This is a genomic window from Vampirovibrio sp. (assembly GCF_041737375.1).
GTDB lineage: Bacteria > Cyanobacteriota > Vampirovibrionia > Vampirovibrionales > Vampirovibrionaceae > Vampirovibrio.
Genome location: NZ_JBGSRV010000003.1, coordinates 180,819 through 196,440, shown reverse-complemented (window position 1 = coordinate 196,440; position 15,622 = coordinate 180,819). Strand labels below are relative to the sequence as shown.

Below are 15,622 nucleotides of genomic sequence, written 5' to 3'. Positions count from 1 at the left end.
CTGGAGCAGAAGGGCTGGCTTGGGTTTGGATAGGGTCACCGGTTTTCAGGCTGAATTCCGTCATTGAATTGCCGGGGCGTTGGCTTATAATAATTGAAGGAATAAAGGTGAGATTGGGGGATGCACTGGTATGCCGATGCTGATTGGGGTTTTGGTCGTCATGGCAATGATGTACCAGTTGTTTTTTCGCTATGATACCTGGTCCAGCGATGAAAAGCCGGACGTGCGTTACGAGCATGACAACCTGACCGGGGAAACGCGCGTTTTAAAGCCCGGTGCCAGAACCAGCGTGTTTGCCCGTATTATTGGCTCGGGTGATGGCGGAGAGCGGGAAACCGAAGGCCGCTTTTTAGAGCCTTTGGAAGAAGTGCCAGTGGTGGAATCCCCAGCGGTTGAAACGGCATCGCTGGCCTCTTCATCAGGCTTGCAAAGCTCGGCTGAACTGAATCCGGCGGATATTGATCTGAAAAATCCGGTTCACCTTGAAAAAGTGGCTCGCCCGGTTCCCGTTCCCCGAGAGGTGGTGGTGGCCAGTTCCGCTCCGCCGGTGCCGGGGGGAAATATTGCCTCTGATCGTGGAAATGGCCCTTTTGCGGTTCGGCAAATTGATCTGGATCAGGATGGGGTGAATGAGGAGATTATTCAGAACGCCGAACAATCCGATGGGTTGCTGGATATTTCCATTGTGAAAAACGGGCGGGAAATTTTCTTTGGACGGGGACAGCAAATTTCCCTGCTGCCCACCCGCAACCGGGGATGGGCGGATATTGCCCTGAAAATGGGAACACAAACCCTGCAAGTGTTTCGCTACGATATTCGCTCTTCTGCCTATCGGGCTTTAAATGAGCATTCATGAGCCAAATAATAACAGACAGAAGGAGCGCCTGATGGCCTGCCCAACGGTTTCCTTGTCGCGGGTGGATATTGAAAATCAATTAAATGATCTTCCCGACTGGATTTTTAATCAAAATGCTCTGGAACGGGTGTATGAGGGCAAAAACTACCTGGATGCCCTGCAAAAACTGAACGCCATTGCCCAACTGTCAGAAGCGGCCGATCATCACCCGGATTTAAGCTTGAACTGGAAGAAACTGACCATTCGCTACTGGACGCATACCGCCCAAGGGGTGAGCGATCTGGACTTCAAGCTGGCCCATCAGGCGGAACATGCCTTGCGGACTTGAGCGGGTTGCCCTTGCCTGTCAGCCTTGAAAGAGGGTGGTTTAACTTTCGGCCCCGGCCCAATCAAGCCCATGAAGCAGGGCAGCATTCTAATTACAGGTAAATTCAATGCCCTTTTGGCGCTATGCTTCATGCTGACCTGGGCTATGGGTGTTATATAATAGGCTACACCAGCTTGGATAGAGCTTGATAAATGCAGTTAGAGGCTACCATCATGCAAACGCGTTCTGATTTTTTACCCACTGTTCGTACCCGTGTTTGGGCCTTTAGCACCTTGCTGACACTGGCCTTCAGCGTTTGCGTCAGTTCGTCTCTGGTGGGCTGGGCACAACCCACCAATGCGCCTACCCCCTACGATGTACCGGATGATTACAGCAGCAGTGGGGACTTGGATCAATACGCCCGGTTTTCCCAACAGGGCAGCGATGCCTTTAATAAAGGCCAGCTGACGCAATCTATCGAATCGTTTGAACGGGCCTTAACCGTTGCGCCTGCCCCCAGTTTGCCGGTGGTGTATAACAATTTGGCGGTTGTGTATATTAAGCGTGGTAATTATTATCACGATAAACAGCGCCAGGATCAGAACGCGCTTAGTGATTTTCGCAAAGCCTACTTTTATCTGGAGTCCGCATGGCCAGAAGGGATGGAGCGCAAGCCCCTGCATGAAAAAAACCGGCTGGTGGCCAAAGACAATTTAAACATTGCCTATCGCAATTTGAATATTAATGCCGCTGATAAAAACAGGCATTTGGATATGGCCAAGCAACTGAGGTTGCAGGGTAAGTTCCCGGAAGCCATTGTGGAATATGGCTTGGCGCTGGATCTGGATAAAAACGATTCGGCCACCGCCAAGGCTCTGGGTGATTTATTTACGGTGGTGAATTTGCCGGAAAAATCCAAGCGCTATTACTCGCTTGCGGTGAAAGATAGCGGCAGTGCCATTGGTGGGAATGCGGAAACCCTGGTGCAGCTGGGCAACGCCCAGTATAAAACCGGAGAAATTGACAAGGCCGTGGTGAACTTTGACAAGGCGCTGACCGTGGACCCGGATAACGTGAGCGCCTTAAATATGCTGGAAAAAATTTGGCAAAATGAAATTAAATTTAACCCCAGCAGCGTTTTGGGACACGCCAATTTAGGCAGCGTTTTTCAGAAAAAGCGCATGTACGAGCAAGCCTATCAGCAGTACAACGCCGCTGAGCATTTTTCGGAAATGGATCGCAACACCCCGTTTGAGGTGAAAAAAATGATCCGTTTGAATATGGGCACCTTGTTCCAGCAGCAAAAGCAGCATCAAAAGGCATTAAGCGCCTACAATACCGTGTTGCAGGTAGAACCCAATCATTTGCTGGCCAATTTTTACAAGGCCACGTTGCTACAAGATACGGGCAATGCGGATGGGGCCATTGAGGGCTACAACAAGGTGTTAACCGTGGACCCCAACTACCGGCCCGCTCAGGAAAAAATGCTGGCCCTGATCAAACAACAGTCTGATCCGGGTAAGGTGGCCGCCGGGTTGCGCAAGTACGCCGATCGCTTTGCGAGTAACGCCACGGTGCAGGCTCAAATTGGCGAAGAGTTTCACGATCGCAAGGATTTGGAGGCTGCTGCGTTTTTCTACAAACGGGCCTTAGCCATTAACCCCAAGCAGGCCAGCGCCTGGGCCAACTTAGGGGCTATTTATCAAACGCAGGGCAAGGGGCAGGAAAGCGCGGATGCCTTCCAGAAAGCCCAAGCCCTGGAGCCGGAAAACGAAACCTTTAAGTCGTTGGCGCAAAGTTCAGCCCAAGGGCTGGGTTATCAGGCCTATCAGCAGGCCGTTCAATTACAACGGGAAGGCAAAACCCAGGAGGCGTTGCCGTTGTTTAAAAAAGCGCTGATGAGCAACGATACCCCTGAAATTCACGCTGCTTACGGCATTAGCCTGCAAACCGCCGGGCAGCTGGATGCGGCCATTGCCGAGTACCAGAAAGCCATGAGTCAGGATGCCAATACCGCCGATTACGCCTACTATTTGGGTACGGCTTACCACCAGAAAAAAGACTTGCCCAAGGCGCAGGCCGCTTACCAAAAGGCGCTGAGCTTGCGGGCCGGATACCCGGAGGCCCAGCAGGCGCTGGCTTCCATTAATTTGCAGGGCGCCTCTCAGGATTTGGAAAACGCCATTGAAGCTTATAACGGCAAACGCTATCCTCAGGCGCTCAGTCTGGTGAATCAGGCTTTGGCCAAAAACAATCAGGATGCCATGGCCCATTACTATAAGGGCTTGATTCTGGACGGGCAGAAAAAACCGTCTCTGGCCGCCCAGAGTTATCGTGACGCCATTAAATACAACGCCGACTTTACCGATGCCTACTATGCGCTGGGCGTTGCCCTGGATACCGCCAAAGACACCACCGGGGCCAAAAGCGCCTTTGAGCGCTTCATTGGTTTATCCGGGACTAATGATACTGAAGATGACTTTGTGAAATATGCCCGAGAGCGGGTGAAGGCCATTCCGTAACCCGCAAAAAAGCAGGGCCTGGGTTGGCCCTGCTTTTTTGCGATGAGATGGAACACCTATTGTGCTGACCCAAACGGGAGCGATGTTTAAACGGGTACCTGTTCGCTGGCTGGTGCGAACTGAAGCGTTTGGGTTTCTGAAGCCACCGGCTTTTTCTGGAACAGGTAGTGCGATACCATCCATTCATCCCCGTTTTTATAGCCCCACAGTTCCGCACAGGCCAGGAAAAACACTTTCCAGTACACCCACCATTTTTTGAGCTGATCCGGGCCATAGGTGGCACTCAGAATGGTTTCTACCTGAGCGCGATGCGTGTACATATTTTCGGCCCAGGCGTTGGCGGTTTTTTCATAGTGAGTGCCGTTTACAATCCACTGGTTAATAATGCTTAAATCCTTCTGGAAATATAGCAGTAAATCGTTAGAAGGCATGGTGCCGCCGGTGAAGAAGTAGCGGGTCAGCCAGTCGGTGCCGTCTTTGTCTTCGTAATGATAGGCAAAGGTGGGGTGGGTGAAAATATGCACAAACAGCTTGCCTTCGGGCTTTAGCCAACCACTGATTTTGGCCAGCAGCTTTTCGTAGTTTTTCATATGCTCAAACATTTCAACCGATAAAACCCGATCGAATTGGCGATCGGTTTCAAAGTGAACGATGTTGGCGGTTAAAATTTCCAGGTTGTTAAAGCCTCTGGCCTTGGCCTGAGCATCAATATACGCCTTTTGAGAATGAGAGTTGGAAACCCCCACAATGTTGGCCTTGGGGTATTTTTCGGCCAGCCACAAAGACAACGAACCCCAGCCGCATCCCAGCTCCAGAATGGTTTGCCCATCCTGCACATCGGCCCGTTCACAGGTGAGGCCCAACATAATTTCTTCCGCTTCCGCCAGGGTGCGGGTGGTTTCGTGCCAGTAGGCGCTGCTGTATTTTTTGCGAGGCCCCAGCACTAGATCAAAAAACTCACTGGGTACTTCGTAATGCTGCTCGTTGGCGGCATCGGTTTCAATGGCAATGGGGCTGCGTTTCAGCTCTTCCACAAATTGAATCAGCGATTGTTGCCGGGCTTGCCAGGAGGGCTTGCTCTCTTCTTTTACCTTTTGGGCCAGCATATTGCGAATGCCCCAGCGAATGAGCGGGTCGGGCAAGCGATCGGTTTCTAGCAGGTTATAAATCCACATGGGTTGTTGTCCTTGTTATATTTTCTAAGTTTGGGTTGGGTTCTGCTTGGGGAACCACGGAAAAAAGGCGCTGGTGGTTTGCTGATACTGGCGGTAGGCTTCTCCCTTGGTTTTTAGGGCCTGAGCCTCAGTGGCCGCTACCCCGGTCATTTTGGTCAGGAAAAACAGCATGAGCAAGGGGCTGTAAAGGGTCAGCCAACCACCGGGACTGGCCAGCGCAAACAGATAGTAGCCCAGCCATTGCAGCCATTCAAAAAAGTAGTTGGGATGCCGGGAATAGGCCCACAGTCCGCTTTGGCAAACTTTGCCCTTATTTTCGGGTTGTTGCTTAAAGGCGCTGAGTTGCTGATCGGCAATGGCTTCAAACAAGGCCCCCACGGCCCACAGCCCAAGGCCCGCCCATTCAATGGGCATAATTTGGGGCAAGGGATTGATGGCCGAAAAGGCAAAGGGGCTGGACACAATCAGCATTAAGGCACCCTGAAACAAAAACACCCCAAAAAATAACCAGGGCGATTTTTGGGGACCCCATTCTTCTCGGAGTACATGGTAGCGGCCATCTTCTTCCGGGTGGTGGGCGATGACCCGGCGCAGTAAAAACCAGGCCAAACGCCAGCTACTCAGGGTGGCCATGGTCAGCATCAGCGCTTTGCGTAACACAAAGCCATCGCCCAGCAAAAAGTAGGTGGCAGCAATCAGGCTAAAACCGAAGGCCCAGGCCACATCCACAATCCCCGCATTTTTAAGGGGGTTGGCAATGGCGGTGACCACCAGCATCATGGCCAGAATGACCAGAGCGGCCCAGCCTATTAAAGGCATTAAACTGAAGAGTTCCGGCATGGCGTTTATTTCCTAGGTTGGCTGGGATGCGGTTATCTCAGCATACTGGGCAATCACAGGCTTTTATTCCGGTTTCAACAACACATCTTTGGCGGAAGCGGTGGTGGGCAGGCGGAACAGCACAATCAGCATGTAAGCGGCCATGGCCACGTTGCCCAAACCCATTACCAGCAGAAACCACAAAATGCGGCTGAGCCAGGAGGATTCCCGGTAGCAGACCCACCAGTAAAAAACAAAAAACGCGAAATAGGTATCGTACAAGGTGGCAATAAACCACGGATCACCGGTGACGGGCGCCGGAATTTGAAACAGGGATTCCTGTAAGCAGGCCCACACCACCACCGTGGTTTGGGTAATAAATACCAGTAAAAACCAGAGTCTTAAGGCCCAGATCAACATCGTTTCATCTCCTACGGTTGACTTTTTTACTAGAGTGCTTGCCACAGGCTGAGGTTGTTGGGATTGGTGTAAACGGCCTGTACCACGCTAATGTTACGCATTCTGAAGGCGGCCTTGCAATACATCAGGTAGTAATTCCACTTGCGAATAAAGCGCTCGTCAAAGCCTTGTCTGCGAACTTCGGGCAGATTGGCGTTGAAGGCGTCGTGCCACAGTTGCAGGGTTTTGGCGTAACTGTTGCCCATGTCTTCCAGTTGGTGCAAAAACAAATGGCCGGTTTGATTAATGGCCTGATTCACCCGCCCCACCGAAGGCAACAGGGAACCGGGAAAAATGTGTTTCTGGATAAAATCCACGTTGTTTTTCAACAGTTCATACCGGCTATCGGGGCAGGTAATGTATTGAATGCCCAGCAAGCCGTCTGGCTTCAGCAATTTTGAGCATTGGGCGAAATAGGTATTCAGGTAGGCGTCTCCCACCGCTTCCAGCATTTCCACCGATACGATTTTATCGAACTGTCCGCGAATGTTTCGGTAATCTTGCAGGTGAACGGTGATTTGATGACTCAATCCGGCGGTTTCAATGCGCTGTTTGGCGAAGTTGAACTGCTCCTGAGAGATGGTGACCGTATCAATGTGGCAGCCGTATTGGGTGGCCATATAAACCGCAAAGCCGCCCCAGCCGGTGCCAATTTCCAGCACCCGATCGCCGGGTTTTAGCTGCACTTTTTGGCAAAGCGCTTCGTATTTACTCAGTTGCGCTTCTTCCAGCGATTGCTCCGGGTGGGTAAAGCGGGCCGAGGAATAAGTGAGAGAGGGGTCCAGAAAAATTTTGAAAAAATCGTTTCCCAAATCATAATGCTCGTGAATGTTTTTTTGGCTGTTATCTACGTTATTAGAGCGCAACAAGTGGTAAAGTCGGTTGATTTTTCCCAGCAGGTTGACCCAGAAAGCCTTGTTTTTAGAGCCTTCCAGCACCGTTGAATTTTCGATGTTCAGGATAAACCAGCACACCACGGCTTCCAGATCGGGGGTGTCCCACTCGCCATCCAGATAGGCTTCCGCAAAGCCAATATGGCCAAACTGGATAATGCGCTTAAAGCACCGTTCATCCCGCACTTGAATCACGGCCTGAAAGTCGCTGTGGGGTTCTTTGCCAATGGTGGACGCACTGCCGTCGGGAAACCGTAGGGTCAGCTGTCCCCGATGCATTCCCGATAACAGGTTGAATACCATGCGGGCCGACCATGACAAGTTTTTAGGAGGCTCGTTTTTCAGCCCGTGGGGCAAGCCTTGTGGGGGAGGATTGCTGGTGGATGCATCCTGCTTGAGTTCCGGTGGTGCGTTCATGGGGTTACCTCATTTTCCGCGTAATAGATTTGCAAATCAGGTCGGGGCCTCAGCACGTTTCGTTGCTCAAACAGCCGATCTTCTTTTAGGTGCAACGGTACTTTTTTAAGCCAAAGCACCAGTGCGTGTAAGTGAATCAAGGCAGTCACCTGCCAGGTGATGAGGGGATAGCGCAGGGTTAACCGCCATAAATGGGCATCGCTCAGGGGGATTTTTTTACCGCTAAAGCCACTGCGCAAAACTGTTTCTTCTCCGGCATGGCTGGAAACGGTGCAGTGTATGCTTTTCCCCGGTACGGACATGCCAAAGCGAAACTGTTGATCCAGCTTGGAATAAGGAGAGACATAAAAATGTTTAACCACTTCGCTAAAAAAGCCCTGCGATTCGTTTTCATGGCGGTTGAGGGCGGGGAAAATTTTCATTTCCCGAAAGGTATTTTCTACCTGGGCCAAGCTGCCCAGACATTGGCCCGCCGGGTTAAAAGCAAAAAACAGGCTAATGGGATTAAACACATAACCCAGGGTTCTGACATTGGCCAGTAAGGAAATTTTCTCAATGGGTTCCTGCAATCCGGCTTGCCGGAATGCCTGAATGGCTCGCTCTTTTAAGCTGCCGGTGGGTTGCAGGGGCATATGATCGGAGGCTTTAAACTGGTACAGGGCCGGTTTTTCAATGTTAAACAAACGAAACCGATTGGCCAGTGTTTGCAGTTCATCCAAATCCAGATAAAAGAAAAAGCAACGATTGGTAAAGGCGTGTTTTTTGGGGGTCAGTCGTTCATGAAAAATGGCGCATTCATACAGACAAGAGTTCAACGCTTCCAAGACAAGGCCCCCAGCAAAAAGGTGCTTAAATCCACGGCGGAGGTAAAGGCGTCTTCATGAAAACCAAATCTGAAATAGCTGCCGCAGAAATAAATGCCGGTTTGTTGCCCTTCTTGGTTGAGTTGCGGCAGTTGATCTTGAGCGGCAATGGCGGCTTCATCAAAAATGGGATGCTCGTAGGCTATTTTGTTTCGGATTTGATCGGGCTGAATCCAGTCTTCACCGTTAATGGTCACCAGATAATCCTGATGCTCGGATACCCCTTGCAGGCTGTTCATCCAGTAATGGGTGGCGGCGTCATAAATGACCGATTCGCTGGTCTGATCCCCCCCTTGGGCAGGACGAATCTGATAATTCCAGGAGGCTCGGCACCGTTGGGTTTTGGGTAGCAGTGTGCTATCGGTATGCAGGGTGGCCTGATTTTTTTGATATTGAAAGGGGCTTAAAATGGCCTTTTGCAGGGGGGTGGGCTGAGTCAGCATGGCCAGCGATTGATCGGCGTGGCTGGCCATAATCACCCGGTCAAATTCCCGGCTTTCTCTGGCCCCTTGTGGGGTTTGAGCGGTGACTTTTACTTGACCAGAGGCCTGTGTTTCCACGCCCACGACCGTCCGGTTCAGTTGTAATTCAGGCGCGCAAAGCGATAATAGTCGGTGGACATAAGTGCGGGCACCTGCTTCCACGGTGTACCATTGGTGGTGGGTGTCCAGCCCCAGAAAGCCGTGGTTAAAGAAAAAGCGGATTAAGGTTCTGGCCGGAAAGTGGATCATTTTATGGGGCGGGGTGGACCAGATGGCCGAACTCATGGGAATCATGAACAGTTCCAGAAAGTCTTGGCCGTATCCTCGTTCAGCAACTAGTTCCGCCACGCTGAGGGTTTTGTAGCGTGGGTTTTCCAAATTTTCTACCGCTTCCCGGTTAAAGCGCTCCATTTGCTTTAGCATTCGCCAAAAGCGAAGGTTGAATAAATTTTTACGCTGCCCAAACAGTTTGTTCAGCCCTGCGCCGTTCCATTCTAAATTCAACGCCTCATGTCGTACGCTGAAGGACATATCGGTGGGTTTGTAGGGAATGGCCAGGGTATCAAACAACTGCAACAGGTTGGGATAGGTGACTTTGTTAAACACCATAAAGCCGGTATCGACCGGCAGTTTTTTACCGTTTTCCTCCACATCAACCGTGTTGGTATGGCCGCCAATGTAGTCGTTTTTTTCGTAGAGGGTGATCTGGTAATGCTCATGTAAAAAATAGAGGCATCCCAGCCCGGAAATACCGCTGCCAATAATGGCCAGTTGCTTCATCGGCCTGCCCCGGCGTTGGTATCAGAGGGGTGGGCAGAGGTGGGAGCCGTTTGGTAGGCTTCCACCGGCACGGGATTGAGATTGTGAATAATGCCCAGCCCTGCCATCAACCGCAAAACATAATAGGTGATATCAATTTCCCACCAGTAAAAGCCTTGGCGCACCGTATTCTGGAACTTATGGTGGTTGTTGTGCCAGCCTTCGCCCAGAGTAATTAAGGCCAGCCAAAGGTTGTTCCGGCTATCATCGGCGGTGGCGTAGCGGCGGCTGCCAAACAGGTGGGCCAGTGAATTGATGGTGCAGGTGCCATGAAACAGAACCACTGTACTGATAAAGAATCCCCAAATGAGGATCTGAAACCCATTGGTTCCCAGAGACGGGGCGATTTGCTCCAGTGTGTAACCCAGTGCATACAGGGCCATGGCGTAGCAGGCCGGTACCACCCAGTCAAATTTGTTTAAAAAAACCAGTTCTGGAAAGCGGGTGAGATCTTTAATCACGGTGTAATCGGTTTCCAGATTCTCGGGCACGGTCATCCAGCCGATATGGGATTGCAGCAGGGTTTCGGTTACCGGGGAGTGAGGATCGCCGGGCTTGTCGGCCAATCGGTGGTGCCTGCGATGATGCGAGGCCCACCACAAGGGGCCTCGTTGCACGGAGGTCATGGCCCAAACCGCAAATATAAACTGTTGCACCCGGCCTGTTTGAAAGCTGCGGTGCGAAAAATAGCGATGATAGAAAGCGGTAATGGCAAACATGCGAACCCAGTACAGGGCCACCGCAATTAAAACGGCAGTCGGCGACCAGCCACACCAGAAGGCGGCCAACCCGCCCACATGTAAAAAAGCAAACGGAATCCATCGGGACCATTCGGATTGGTTGGCGTAAATGGGTTCAGGGTTGTTTGAGTGAATGGCGGAATGGGTATTGACTATATTGGGGTTAGTGCTCATAAATATACCGATTGGTACATAAAAATTAGTGTAACTGAAGCTATTCTGATGTCAATGTAGAGACGTGGCCAGATCCGCGTTTATAATTGTGATTCTGAGCTTCGTGTTGGATAACTGGAAAGGCCTCTGGCTACCTTATGAAACCATTGAGAATCATTCCCCTTATTCTAGCTGTTTTGCTTACTTTTTCAACTTGTACCTGGGGTGTGGGGCTGGCTGCCGTGTTGCCCAAAGGGGAGTTGGTGAGTTTAAGCGGCGCTGGCAAGTTCGCTTTCCCCAATGCCTTATTGGGCAAAAATACCGTGATTGCCATGGGGTTTCACCCCCGCCATCAGCCAACGCTGGAAAAGGGCTTGCTGATGTTTGATGGTTTGCGAACCCAGTCCAGCAATCTTCAAATTGTGGAAATCGCGGTGATTGAGCCTCGTTATAAAGCGTTGAACGGTTCCATAGAAGCGTTTATGCGAAAAACGGTTAGTAATAAAATGTTAATGAGCCGTGTTTATCCTTTTTACGCTGATACAAAGCAGTTGAAGACCGCTTTGGGGTTGCAGAAAGAGGAATATTCATTTGTTTTGCTGGGGCCCACCGGGCAAGTGCTTTGGAAGAAGAGCGCTCAACCCACTCCGGCCATGGTGGAATCCTTGCGGCAAGCGATTTTAAGCAATTAGTTTTTAGGGCCGCAGGTGGCCGATGCTTGGAATAAAAGGCCCTTACCCGTTAAAAACGAGTTATTTCCTTAAAAAACCTTTGCCAGTCCAGTGTCGGGTATGCTATAAATTACAAATCGCCTTGGGGGCGTAGCTCAGTTGGTAGAGCGCCTGCTTTGCACGCAGGATGTCGCGGGTTCAATTCCTGTCGCCTCCAAAACCCCACTTCTGGATAAACACTTACAGTCCCAAGAGATTCAACCGAATCTAGGGGCTGTTTTAGTTTGTGAGCATTCTCAAAATTTGGGGCAAAAGTCCAACACAATTAATGAAAGTTCAACAAAAGTTCAACATTTTTCAACAAAGCGGCAAGCTGGCCATGGCTTTTTATCAGTTAAGGAAGCCGCTCATCAGTTGAGGATTTCAGATATGACCATTAAGCGATGGTGCGAGTCTGGCAAGCTTCCAGCCATTGCAAAGCCTTATGGCAATAAAACCACTTGGCTTATCAGTCCTCAAGCGGTGGAAATGATTGCCACTTTGGAAGCTTCCGCCGTTAAGCAAAAGAAAAAAGCTCAACAGAAAAGCCATATCGGGATGCTTCCGGCTTGGGTAAACGCCATGGCCAAAGGAACATTGAACGGTAGGGTCTATAGTGAGCGAACCATTCAAGATTACTGCCATTATGTAGGTCTTTACTTCTCAAAATATAGCGAAGTCAGGGCAAACCACCTGAAAAAAGAGCTAATGGCTATTCCGGCTGTACAGTTTGCCAAACGGGAGCATTACTATAAGTCGATTCTTTGTTTAGGGAACTTCCTTCGCAGGGAAGGGTGCTTGGATGACCATTTTCAGGAAGAGGTAAAGCCGCTCTATCCCAAGCGACACTTGCCCCCAAAACGTTTTACAGTGGATGAGGAGAGCTTGGGAAAGCTTTTGGCTGAATGCCAAACCACTCAAGAGCGTTTAATCGTTCTTTTGTTATCACACACCGGGCTGAGAGCTTCGGAAGCAAGCGCTTTGCTATGGTCGGATATCGACTTTCTGAAAGATTCGTTAACTGTTCGCCTGGGTAAGGGAGGGAAGACACGGCGTGTAGGCTTAACCAAAACACTTGCTGATGCTCTTTTAGACCATTTGAGAGATGCCAATTTAAGCCTAAAGCCATTTATTTTGCGGGATAAACACGGTAAGGCAATGACTCGAAGTGGGCTTTATCAGCGTTTGGAGAGAATAGGGCGTTCCGTCGGTGTTAAGGTTAGCCCTCATGCTCTGAGACGTGCCTTTGTGACCTTGAACGCCAATAAAGGGCGATCTTTGGTGATGTTGCAGATGGCTTGTGGGCATTCAGATATTAAAATCACCCGAAACTATTGCATGACGGCTGAACAAGAGGTTATTGACGCCATGAAAAATTGGGATTGATCAATGCTGAAAGGTTTGAACTCTTTCCTTAAGAAATGGCTTGCGCTTGTTTCCAGTACTTGGCAATTGTGTTTCTGGATAGCCCTGTTTCCCTTGCTACTTGAGCCTTACTGATATCTTTTGGGCTTTTAGCAAGGAATGATGCTAACGTCTGTAGTGCTTGCTCGCTCTTCTCATGGTTCAACTGTTCAATGTTTGGGCGTTTTCTCTGTTCCGGGTTTGAGTGCATCAAGCTTTGCCATTCTAGAACTGAATCCACTCGCAGTCCTTTCAGTACATAGCCGTTCAAGATAACTACTTGAACCGGCTTATCTCGGTTGATGGCCCTTAATCGTCCAATCGCTTGGGCATATTCTGCAGCTTGGGCTTCTTGCATGGTCAACTGCACTAAGGGATCAGGCTCACAAGATTGGAAACGGTAAGGAATTAGCCAGCCATGGCCAGCCAAGGTCATGGGTTGTAATATTTCACGCATTTTCCCTTGGATGGCTGAGGTTTGCCTAAGTGCATTGACCCTTAAGCGCATGGCTTCCGGGTTGATTTGATAATTCCCAACCAAAACAGCTATGTCACAATCTAAATAGTCGTTACTACCTCGGGTTTGATTCCCCCACCAGCCAACTTGCAGATTTTCATGGTCAATATGGAGCATGGTGCTTGTGTCTTCCTCTGTCAACTTTGGTGCCAAGCTTTTGGGCATAATGATCAGGGGTTTTGAATAGTTCTGGATAAAACTTTTAACCACCGTTTGCAGTTTTTGGGTGTCAGTAGTAGACAGCTTGCCAGGGGAGAAAACCCGACCTATTACCTGTGTCACTTCTACATTGGGCGCATAGTTCAGATCGCCGTAGCGGCATATTTTCTCAGGCGACCATATATTTTCTAAAAGGGAAACCAAAGGGGTGGCATCCAGGCTGATGACTTTTTTATTCCGCAAAACGCTCAGACTGGCGCAAGGGCGCTCAAAGATAATCCGCCCGTTGCTTGTAATCAGGCGTTCTTTGCCATCGGTGAGCGCTCGAATCAGATCAAACATAAGCCGCCTTGGGCCACCTTCAGACAGGAGGGCGCGATTCTCAAATGGAAATGCTTCCTCTGGGTTATTTATTGGCCAATTCGCCATAAACTGTCCGATGAGTGTAAAGACGCTTGACGCTTCCAGCCTTTCCCAGATGCTTTGAAGCTGTTCTTCGGGGCTATCTGTACCGGCCATGGCCAAGCTCTCTAGTTGATCCAGCAAAGGCCAAAGGGGATGCATTGGCGGGAACTGCTGCTGTAAATCCGGCTTGCTTTGAATTATGTTGCGGATTTTCTCAAAATCCCGTCCGGGGTTAATGCTTACCTGCTCAGTAATGCCGCTTGATGTCAGGTCTTCATCAATGATGATGGTTGCAAACTTTTCAATCCGACTGCTTTCACCCATATAGGAATGATTGGTGGCAACCACAATGCGGGCATGATTAGCGGCTTTTTGCTGCTCTTTATAAGGGCAGGTTTTGCGGAGGTACTCTAATTCATCGTGACAATTCAGGCAAAATTGGCCAGGGTTGAAGCGAGCGTTTGCAATTCGGGCATATTCTTCAAGTTTTTGGCAGTAAAAGTTGCTTTCAGGGGATTCTGTCCGGCCATAAGCATAGAATGCGGCATCACCTAAGATTTGCTCAAGATCCGTTATGCGTTCTTTGGTTCTCACCAGAAAGAGGACACGATCTTTTAACCGGCCTGCATCATGCAACTGTTTTACTGTTCGGGCCAACGTGGTTGTTTTGCCGGTACCGGCTGGATCCTGAAAGAGATGTAATAGCCCTTTGCCTGAACGGCCTTGCAGCAAGATATTTTCAAAGGCTTTTGCCATTTCCTCACGGATGTTTGCCGTGTTGGGCGTTGGTTTGGGGTGAACAGGCACTTCTCGGGGGAGCCAAAACAGCTTTTTAAGAAATTTTAGCCTGTCCGCCTGCTCTTGGGTTTCAATGGATTGTTTAAGGAAGTACTCGTCAAAACTTAAAACCCGGTAGCTGTCCGTTTTTCCATCTGTAATGAGTTCATCAAAGTCGGCGGTTGCTTTGGTTGTCTGTTCCCACCAAAGGCATTCAAGTTGCCTGCCTATCTGTTGAACTGCTTTGGCTGTACTGGCATAGGCACGGGCAATATTGGCGTTGTCGAGCATTCCCGCATCTGGAATTAACACCACCCTTGAAAATTCACCAGATTGGATGGTTTCCTCTAATTGTTTTGGGCAAAATCGACCCGCCGATGCCGTTCCCAAAATATGCCATCCCATCCGGTAACAGATGATCATGGATTTTAATATGCCTTCAGATAGATAGAGTGTCTTGGGATCATTCAAAGTGTCAGGCTGAAAGTAACCAAGGGGCAAGGCGTTATAAGGTTCTGGTAATGATGGCCCTTGACCTCCCTTTGCTTTAGAGGAGAGCCATATATATTTGCTTTTGTTCCAGGGTCGGCCATGGCTTTCTTGTGCAATCCGCCCTGAAGGGACAACCTGAAAGCCAAGAAGCTGCTGTTTGAAGTTTCTGACAGGCAACAACAAACCGCCTTTTCCTATCATCTTCTCCGGCTCGCCTGGGCTGATGCCGGGTAGCTCAGATGCCATTCCATCCAACCGGGTGGCCATAGTGTAGGATTTTAAGTTGAAATGCTGAATAGCGGCATCAGGAAGCCCTTTCTTTTTTACCCAATAGGAATGAAGCGGATCAATGCTGAGCTGTGAAAGAAGACCTTCATAGCCGGATGCCCGATTTGTAATGAGCTTATCCGCAATTGTAGGCGCATCAGGGTTTGGTTGGTTTGGGGGCAGTACATTTTTAACCTGCCATGGCCGATATTCCTTTTTGTTGTCCGGCTTGAATAGTCCAAACACGCCGTTTTTGTCATCACCCAGATAATGCCAGCCGGAAGGGGTCTGCAAGCTGCTATGAACTCGCAGGCAGAAATAAAGAGGGTTGGTATCTTCCGTTCGGCGGCAAGCGTCTAACTTTCCGCAAATGGGGCAGGGTTGAT

13 protein-coding genes and 1 tRNA gene are annotated in these 15,622 nt (G+C 49.9%); 6 read left to right on the top strand and 8 right to left on the bottom strand.

Features of this window, described 5'->3' with window-relative positions:
• The first annotated feature begins 130 nt into the window (after positions 1 to 130).
• From ACEW81_RS01655 to ACEW81_RS01645, 3 genes are all read left to right on the top strand, one after another.
• On the top strand, positions 131 to 856 hold the full coding sequence (locus ACEW81_RS01655) for a hypothetical protein (protein WP_373531222.1): 726 nt from the start codon (positions 131 to 133) through the stop codon (positions 854 to 856).
• Positions 857 to 887: 31 nt separating this feature from the next.
• The gene (locus ACEW81_RS01650; protein WP_373531221.1) at positions 888 to 1,184 is read left to right on the top strand and encodes a 4a-hydroxytetrahydrobiopterin dehydratase; all 297 of its coding nucleotides are present in this window, start codon (positions 888 to 890) and stop codon (positions 1,182 to 1,184) included.
• A gap of 212 nt (positions 1,185 to 1,396) precedes the next feature.
• Entirely contained in the window at positions 1,397 to 3,685 is a 2,289-nt protein-coding gene (locus ACEW81_RS01645) for a tetratricopeptide repeat protein (protein WP_373531220.1), read from the top strand.
• An 86-nt stretch (positions 3,686 to 3,771) separates the two neighbouring features.
• Here the strand turns inward: ACEW81_RS01645 and ACEW81_RS01640 are convergent, their stop codons facing one another.
• The 7 genes from ACEW81_RS01640 to ACEW81_RS01610 all read right to left on the bottom strand — a co-directional run bounded on the left by ACEW81_RS01640 (position 3,772) and on the right by ACEW81_RS01610 (position 10,526).
• A complete protein-coding gene (locus ACEW81_RS01640; RefSeq protein ID WP_373531219.1) occupies positions 3,772 to 4,860 on the bottom strand; it encodes an SAM-dependent methyltransferase in 1,089 nt (362 codons plus the stop codon).
• A gap of 24 nt (positions 4,861 to 4,884) precedes the next feature.
• Positions 4,885 to 5,700 carry a DUF1295 domain-containing protein gene (locus ACEW81_RS01635; protein ID WP_373531218.1) on the bottom strand — a complete coding sequence of 272 codons (816 nt, stop codon included), beginning with the start codon at positions 5,698 to 5,700 and terminating at the stop codon, positions 4,885 to 4,887.
• Positions 5,701 to 5,763: 63 nt separating this feature from the next.
• Complete coding sequence (locus ACEW81_RS01630; RefSeq protein ID WP_373531217.1) at positions 5,764 to 6,099, bottom strand: DUF1475 family protein; 336 nt, start codon at positions 6,097 to 6,099, stop codon at positions 5,764 to 5,766.
• Between the two features lie 29 nt (positions 6,100 to 6,128).
• On the bottom strand, positions 6,129 to 7,448 hold the full coding sequence (locus ACEW81_RS01625) for a class I SAM-dependent methyltransferase (RefSeq protein WP_373531216.1): 1,320 nt from the start codon (positions 7,446 to 7,448) through the stop codon (positions 6,129 to 6,131).
• The gene (locus ACEW81_RS01620; protein WP_373531215.1) at positions 7,445 to 8,272 is read right to left on the bottom strand and encodes a DUF1365 domain-containing protein; all 828 of its coding nucleotides are present in this window, start codon (positions 8,270 to 8,272) and stop codon (positions 7,445 to 7,447) included. The genes ACEW81_RS01625 and ACEW81_RS01620 overlap by 4 nt, the downstream gene beginning before the upstream one ends.
• Positions 8,260 to 9,573: an NAD(P)/FAD-dependent oxidoreductase gene (locus ACEW81_RS01615; RefSeq protein WP_373531214.1), complete on the bottom strand. Its 1,314-nt coding sequence runs from the start codon at positions 9,571 to 9,573 to the stop codon at positions 8,260 to 8,262. The genes ACEW81_RS01620 and ACEW81_RS01615 overlap by 13 nt, the downstream gene beginning before the upstream one ends.
• Positions 9,570 to 10,526 (bottom strand): acyl-CoA desaturase, encoded by a 957-nt coding sequence (locus tag ACEW81_RS01610; RefSeq protein ID WP_373531213.1) that lies wholly within the window; start codon positions 10,524 to 10,526, stop codon positions 9,570 to 9,572. The genes ACEW81_RS01615 and ACEW81_RS01610 overlap by 4 nt, the downstream gene beginning before the upstream one ends.
• A 137-nt stretch (positions 10,527 to 10,663) precedes the next feature.
• Here ACEW81_RS01610 and ACEW81_RS01605 point away from each other — a divergent pair, with 137 nt between their 5' ends.
• The 3 genes from ACEW81_RS01605 (at position 10,664) to ACEW81_RS01595 (ending at position 12,601) form a co-directional block, all read left to right on the top strand.
• Positions 10,664 to 11,197, top strand: a complete 534-nt coding sequence (locus tag ACEW81_RS01605; protein WP_373531212.1) for a hypothetical protein — start codon at positions 10,664 to 10,666, stop codon at positions 11,195 to 11,197.
• A gap of 123 nt (positions 11,198 to 11,320) precedes the next feature.
• A tRNA-Ala gene (locus ACEW81_RS01600) sits at positions 11,321 to 11,393 on the top strand.
• A gap of 86 nt (positions 11,394 to 11,479) precedes the next feature.
• A complete protein-coding gene (locus tag ACEW81_RS01595; RefSeq protein WP_373531211.1) occupies positions 11,480 to 12,601 on the top strand; it encodes a tyrosine-type recombinase/integrase in 1,122 nt (373 codons plus the stop codon).
• 28 nt (positions 12,602 to 12,629) lie between these two features.
• On the opposite strand, the gene ACEW81_RS01590 is transcribed toward ACEW81_RS01595, so the two are convergent.
• Positions 12,630 to 15,530, bottom strand: a complete 2,901-nt coding sequence (locus ACEW81_RS01590) for a DEAD/DEAH box helicase family protein (protein ID WP_373531210.1) — start codon at positions 15,528 to 15,530, stop codon at positions 12,630 to 12,632.
• Between the last annotated feature and the right edge of the window lie 92 nt (positions 15,531 to 15,622).

Bases quoted from the DNA above. Each gene is read 5' to 3' on its own strand.
- ACEW81_RS01630 (WP_373531217.1), bottom strand. From the start codon at position 6,099: ATGTTGATCTGGGCCTTAAGACTCTGGTTTTTACTGGTATTTATTACC.
- ACEW81_RS01605 (WP_373531212.1), top strand. From the start codon at position 10,664: ATGAAACCATTGAGAATCATTCCCCTTATTCTAGCTGTTTTGCTTACT.
- ACEW81_RS01625 (WP_373531216.1), bottom strand. From the start codon at position 7,448: ATGAACGCACCACCGGAACTCAAGCAGGATGCATCCACCAGCAATCCT.
- ACEW81_RS01640 (WP_373531219.1), bottom strand. From the start codon at position 4,860: ATGTGGATTTATAACCTGCTAGAAACCGATCGCTTGCCCGACCCGCTC.
- ACEW81_RS01635 (WP_373531218.1), bottom strand. From the start codon at position 5,700: ATGCCGGAACTCTTCAGTTTAATGCCTTTAATAGGCTGGGCCGCTCTG.
- ACEW81_RS01645 (WP_373531220.1), top strand. From the start codon at position 1,397: ATGCAAACGCGTTCTGATTTTTTACCCACTGTTCGTACCCGTGTTTGG.
- ACEW81_RS01615 (WP_373531214.1), bottom strand. From the start codon at position 9,573: ATGAAGCAACTGGCCATTATTGGCAGCGGTATTTCCGGGCTGGGATGC.
- ACEW81_RS01655 (WP_373531222.1), top strand. From the start codon at position 131: ATGCCGATGCTGATTGGGGTTTTGGTCGTCATGGCAATGATGTACCAG.
- ACEW81_RS01650 (WP_373531221.1), top strand. From the start codon at position 888: ATGGCCTGCCCAACGGTTTCCTTGTCGCGGGTGGATATTGAAAATCAA.
- ACEW81_RS01610 (WP_373531213.1), bottom strand. From the start codon at position 10,526: ATGAGCACTAACCCCAATATAGTCAATACCCATTCCGCCATTCACTCA.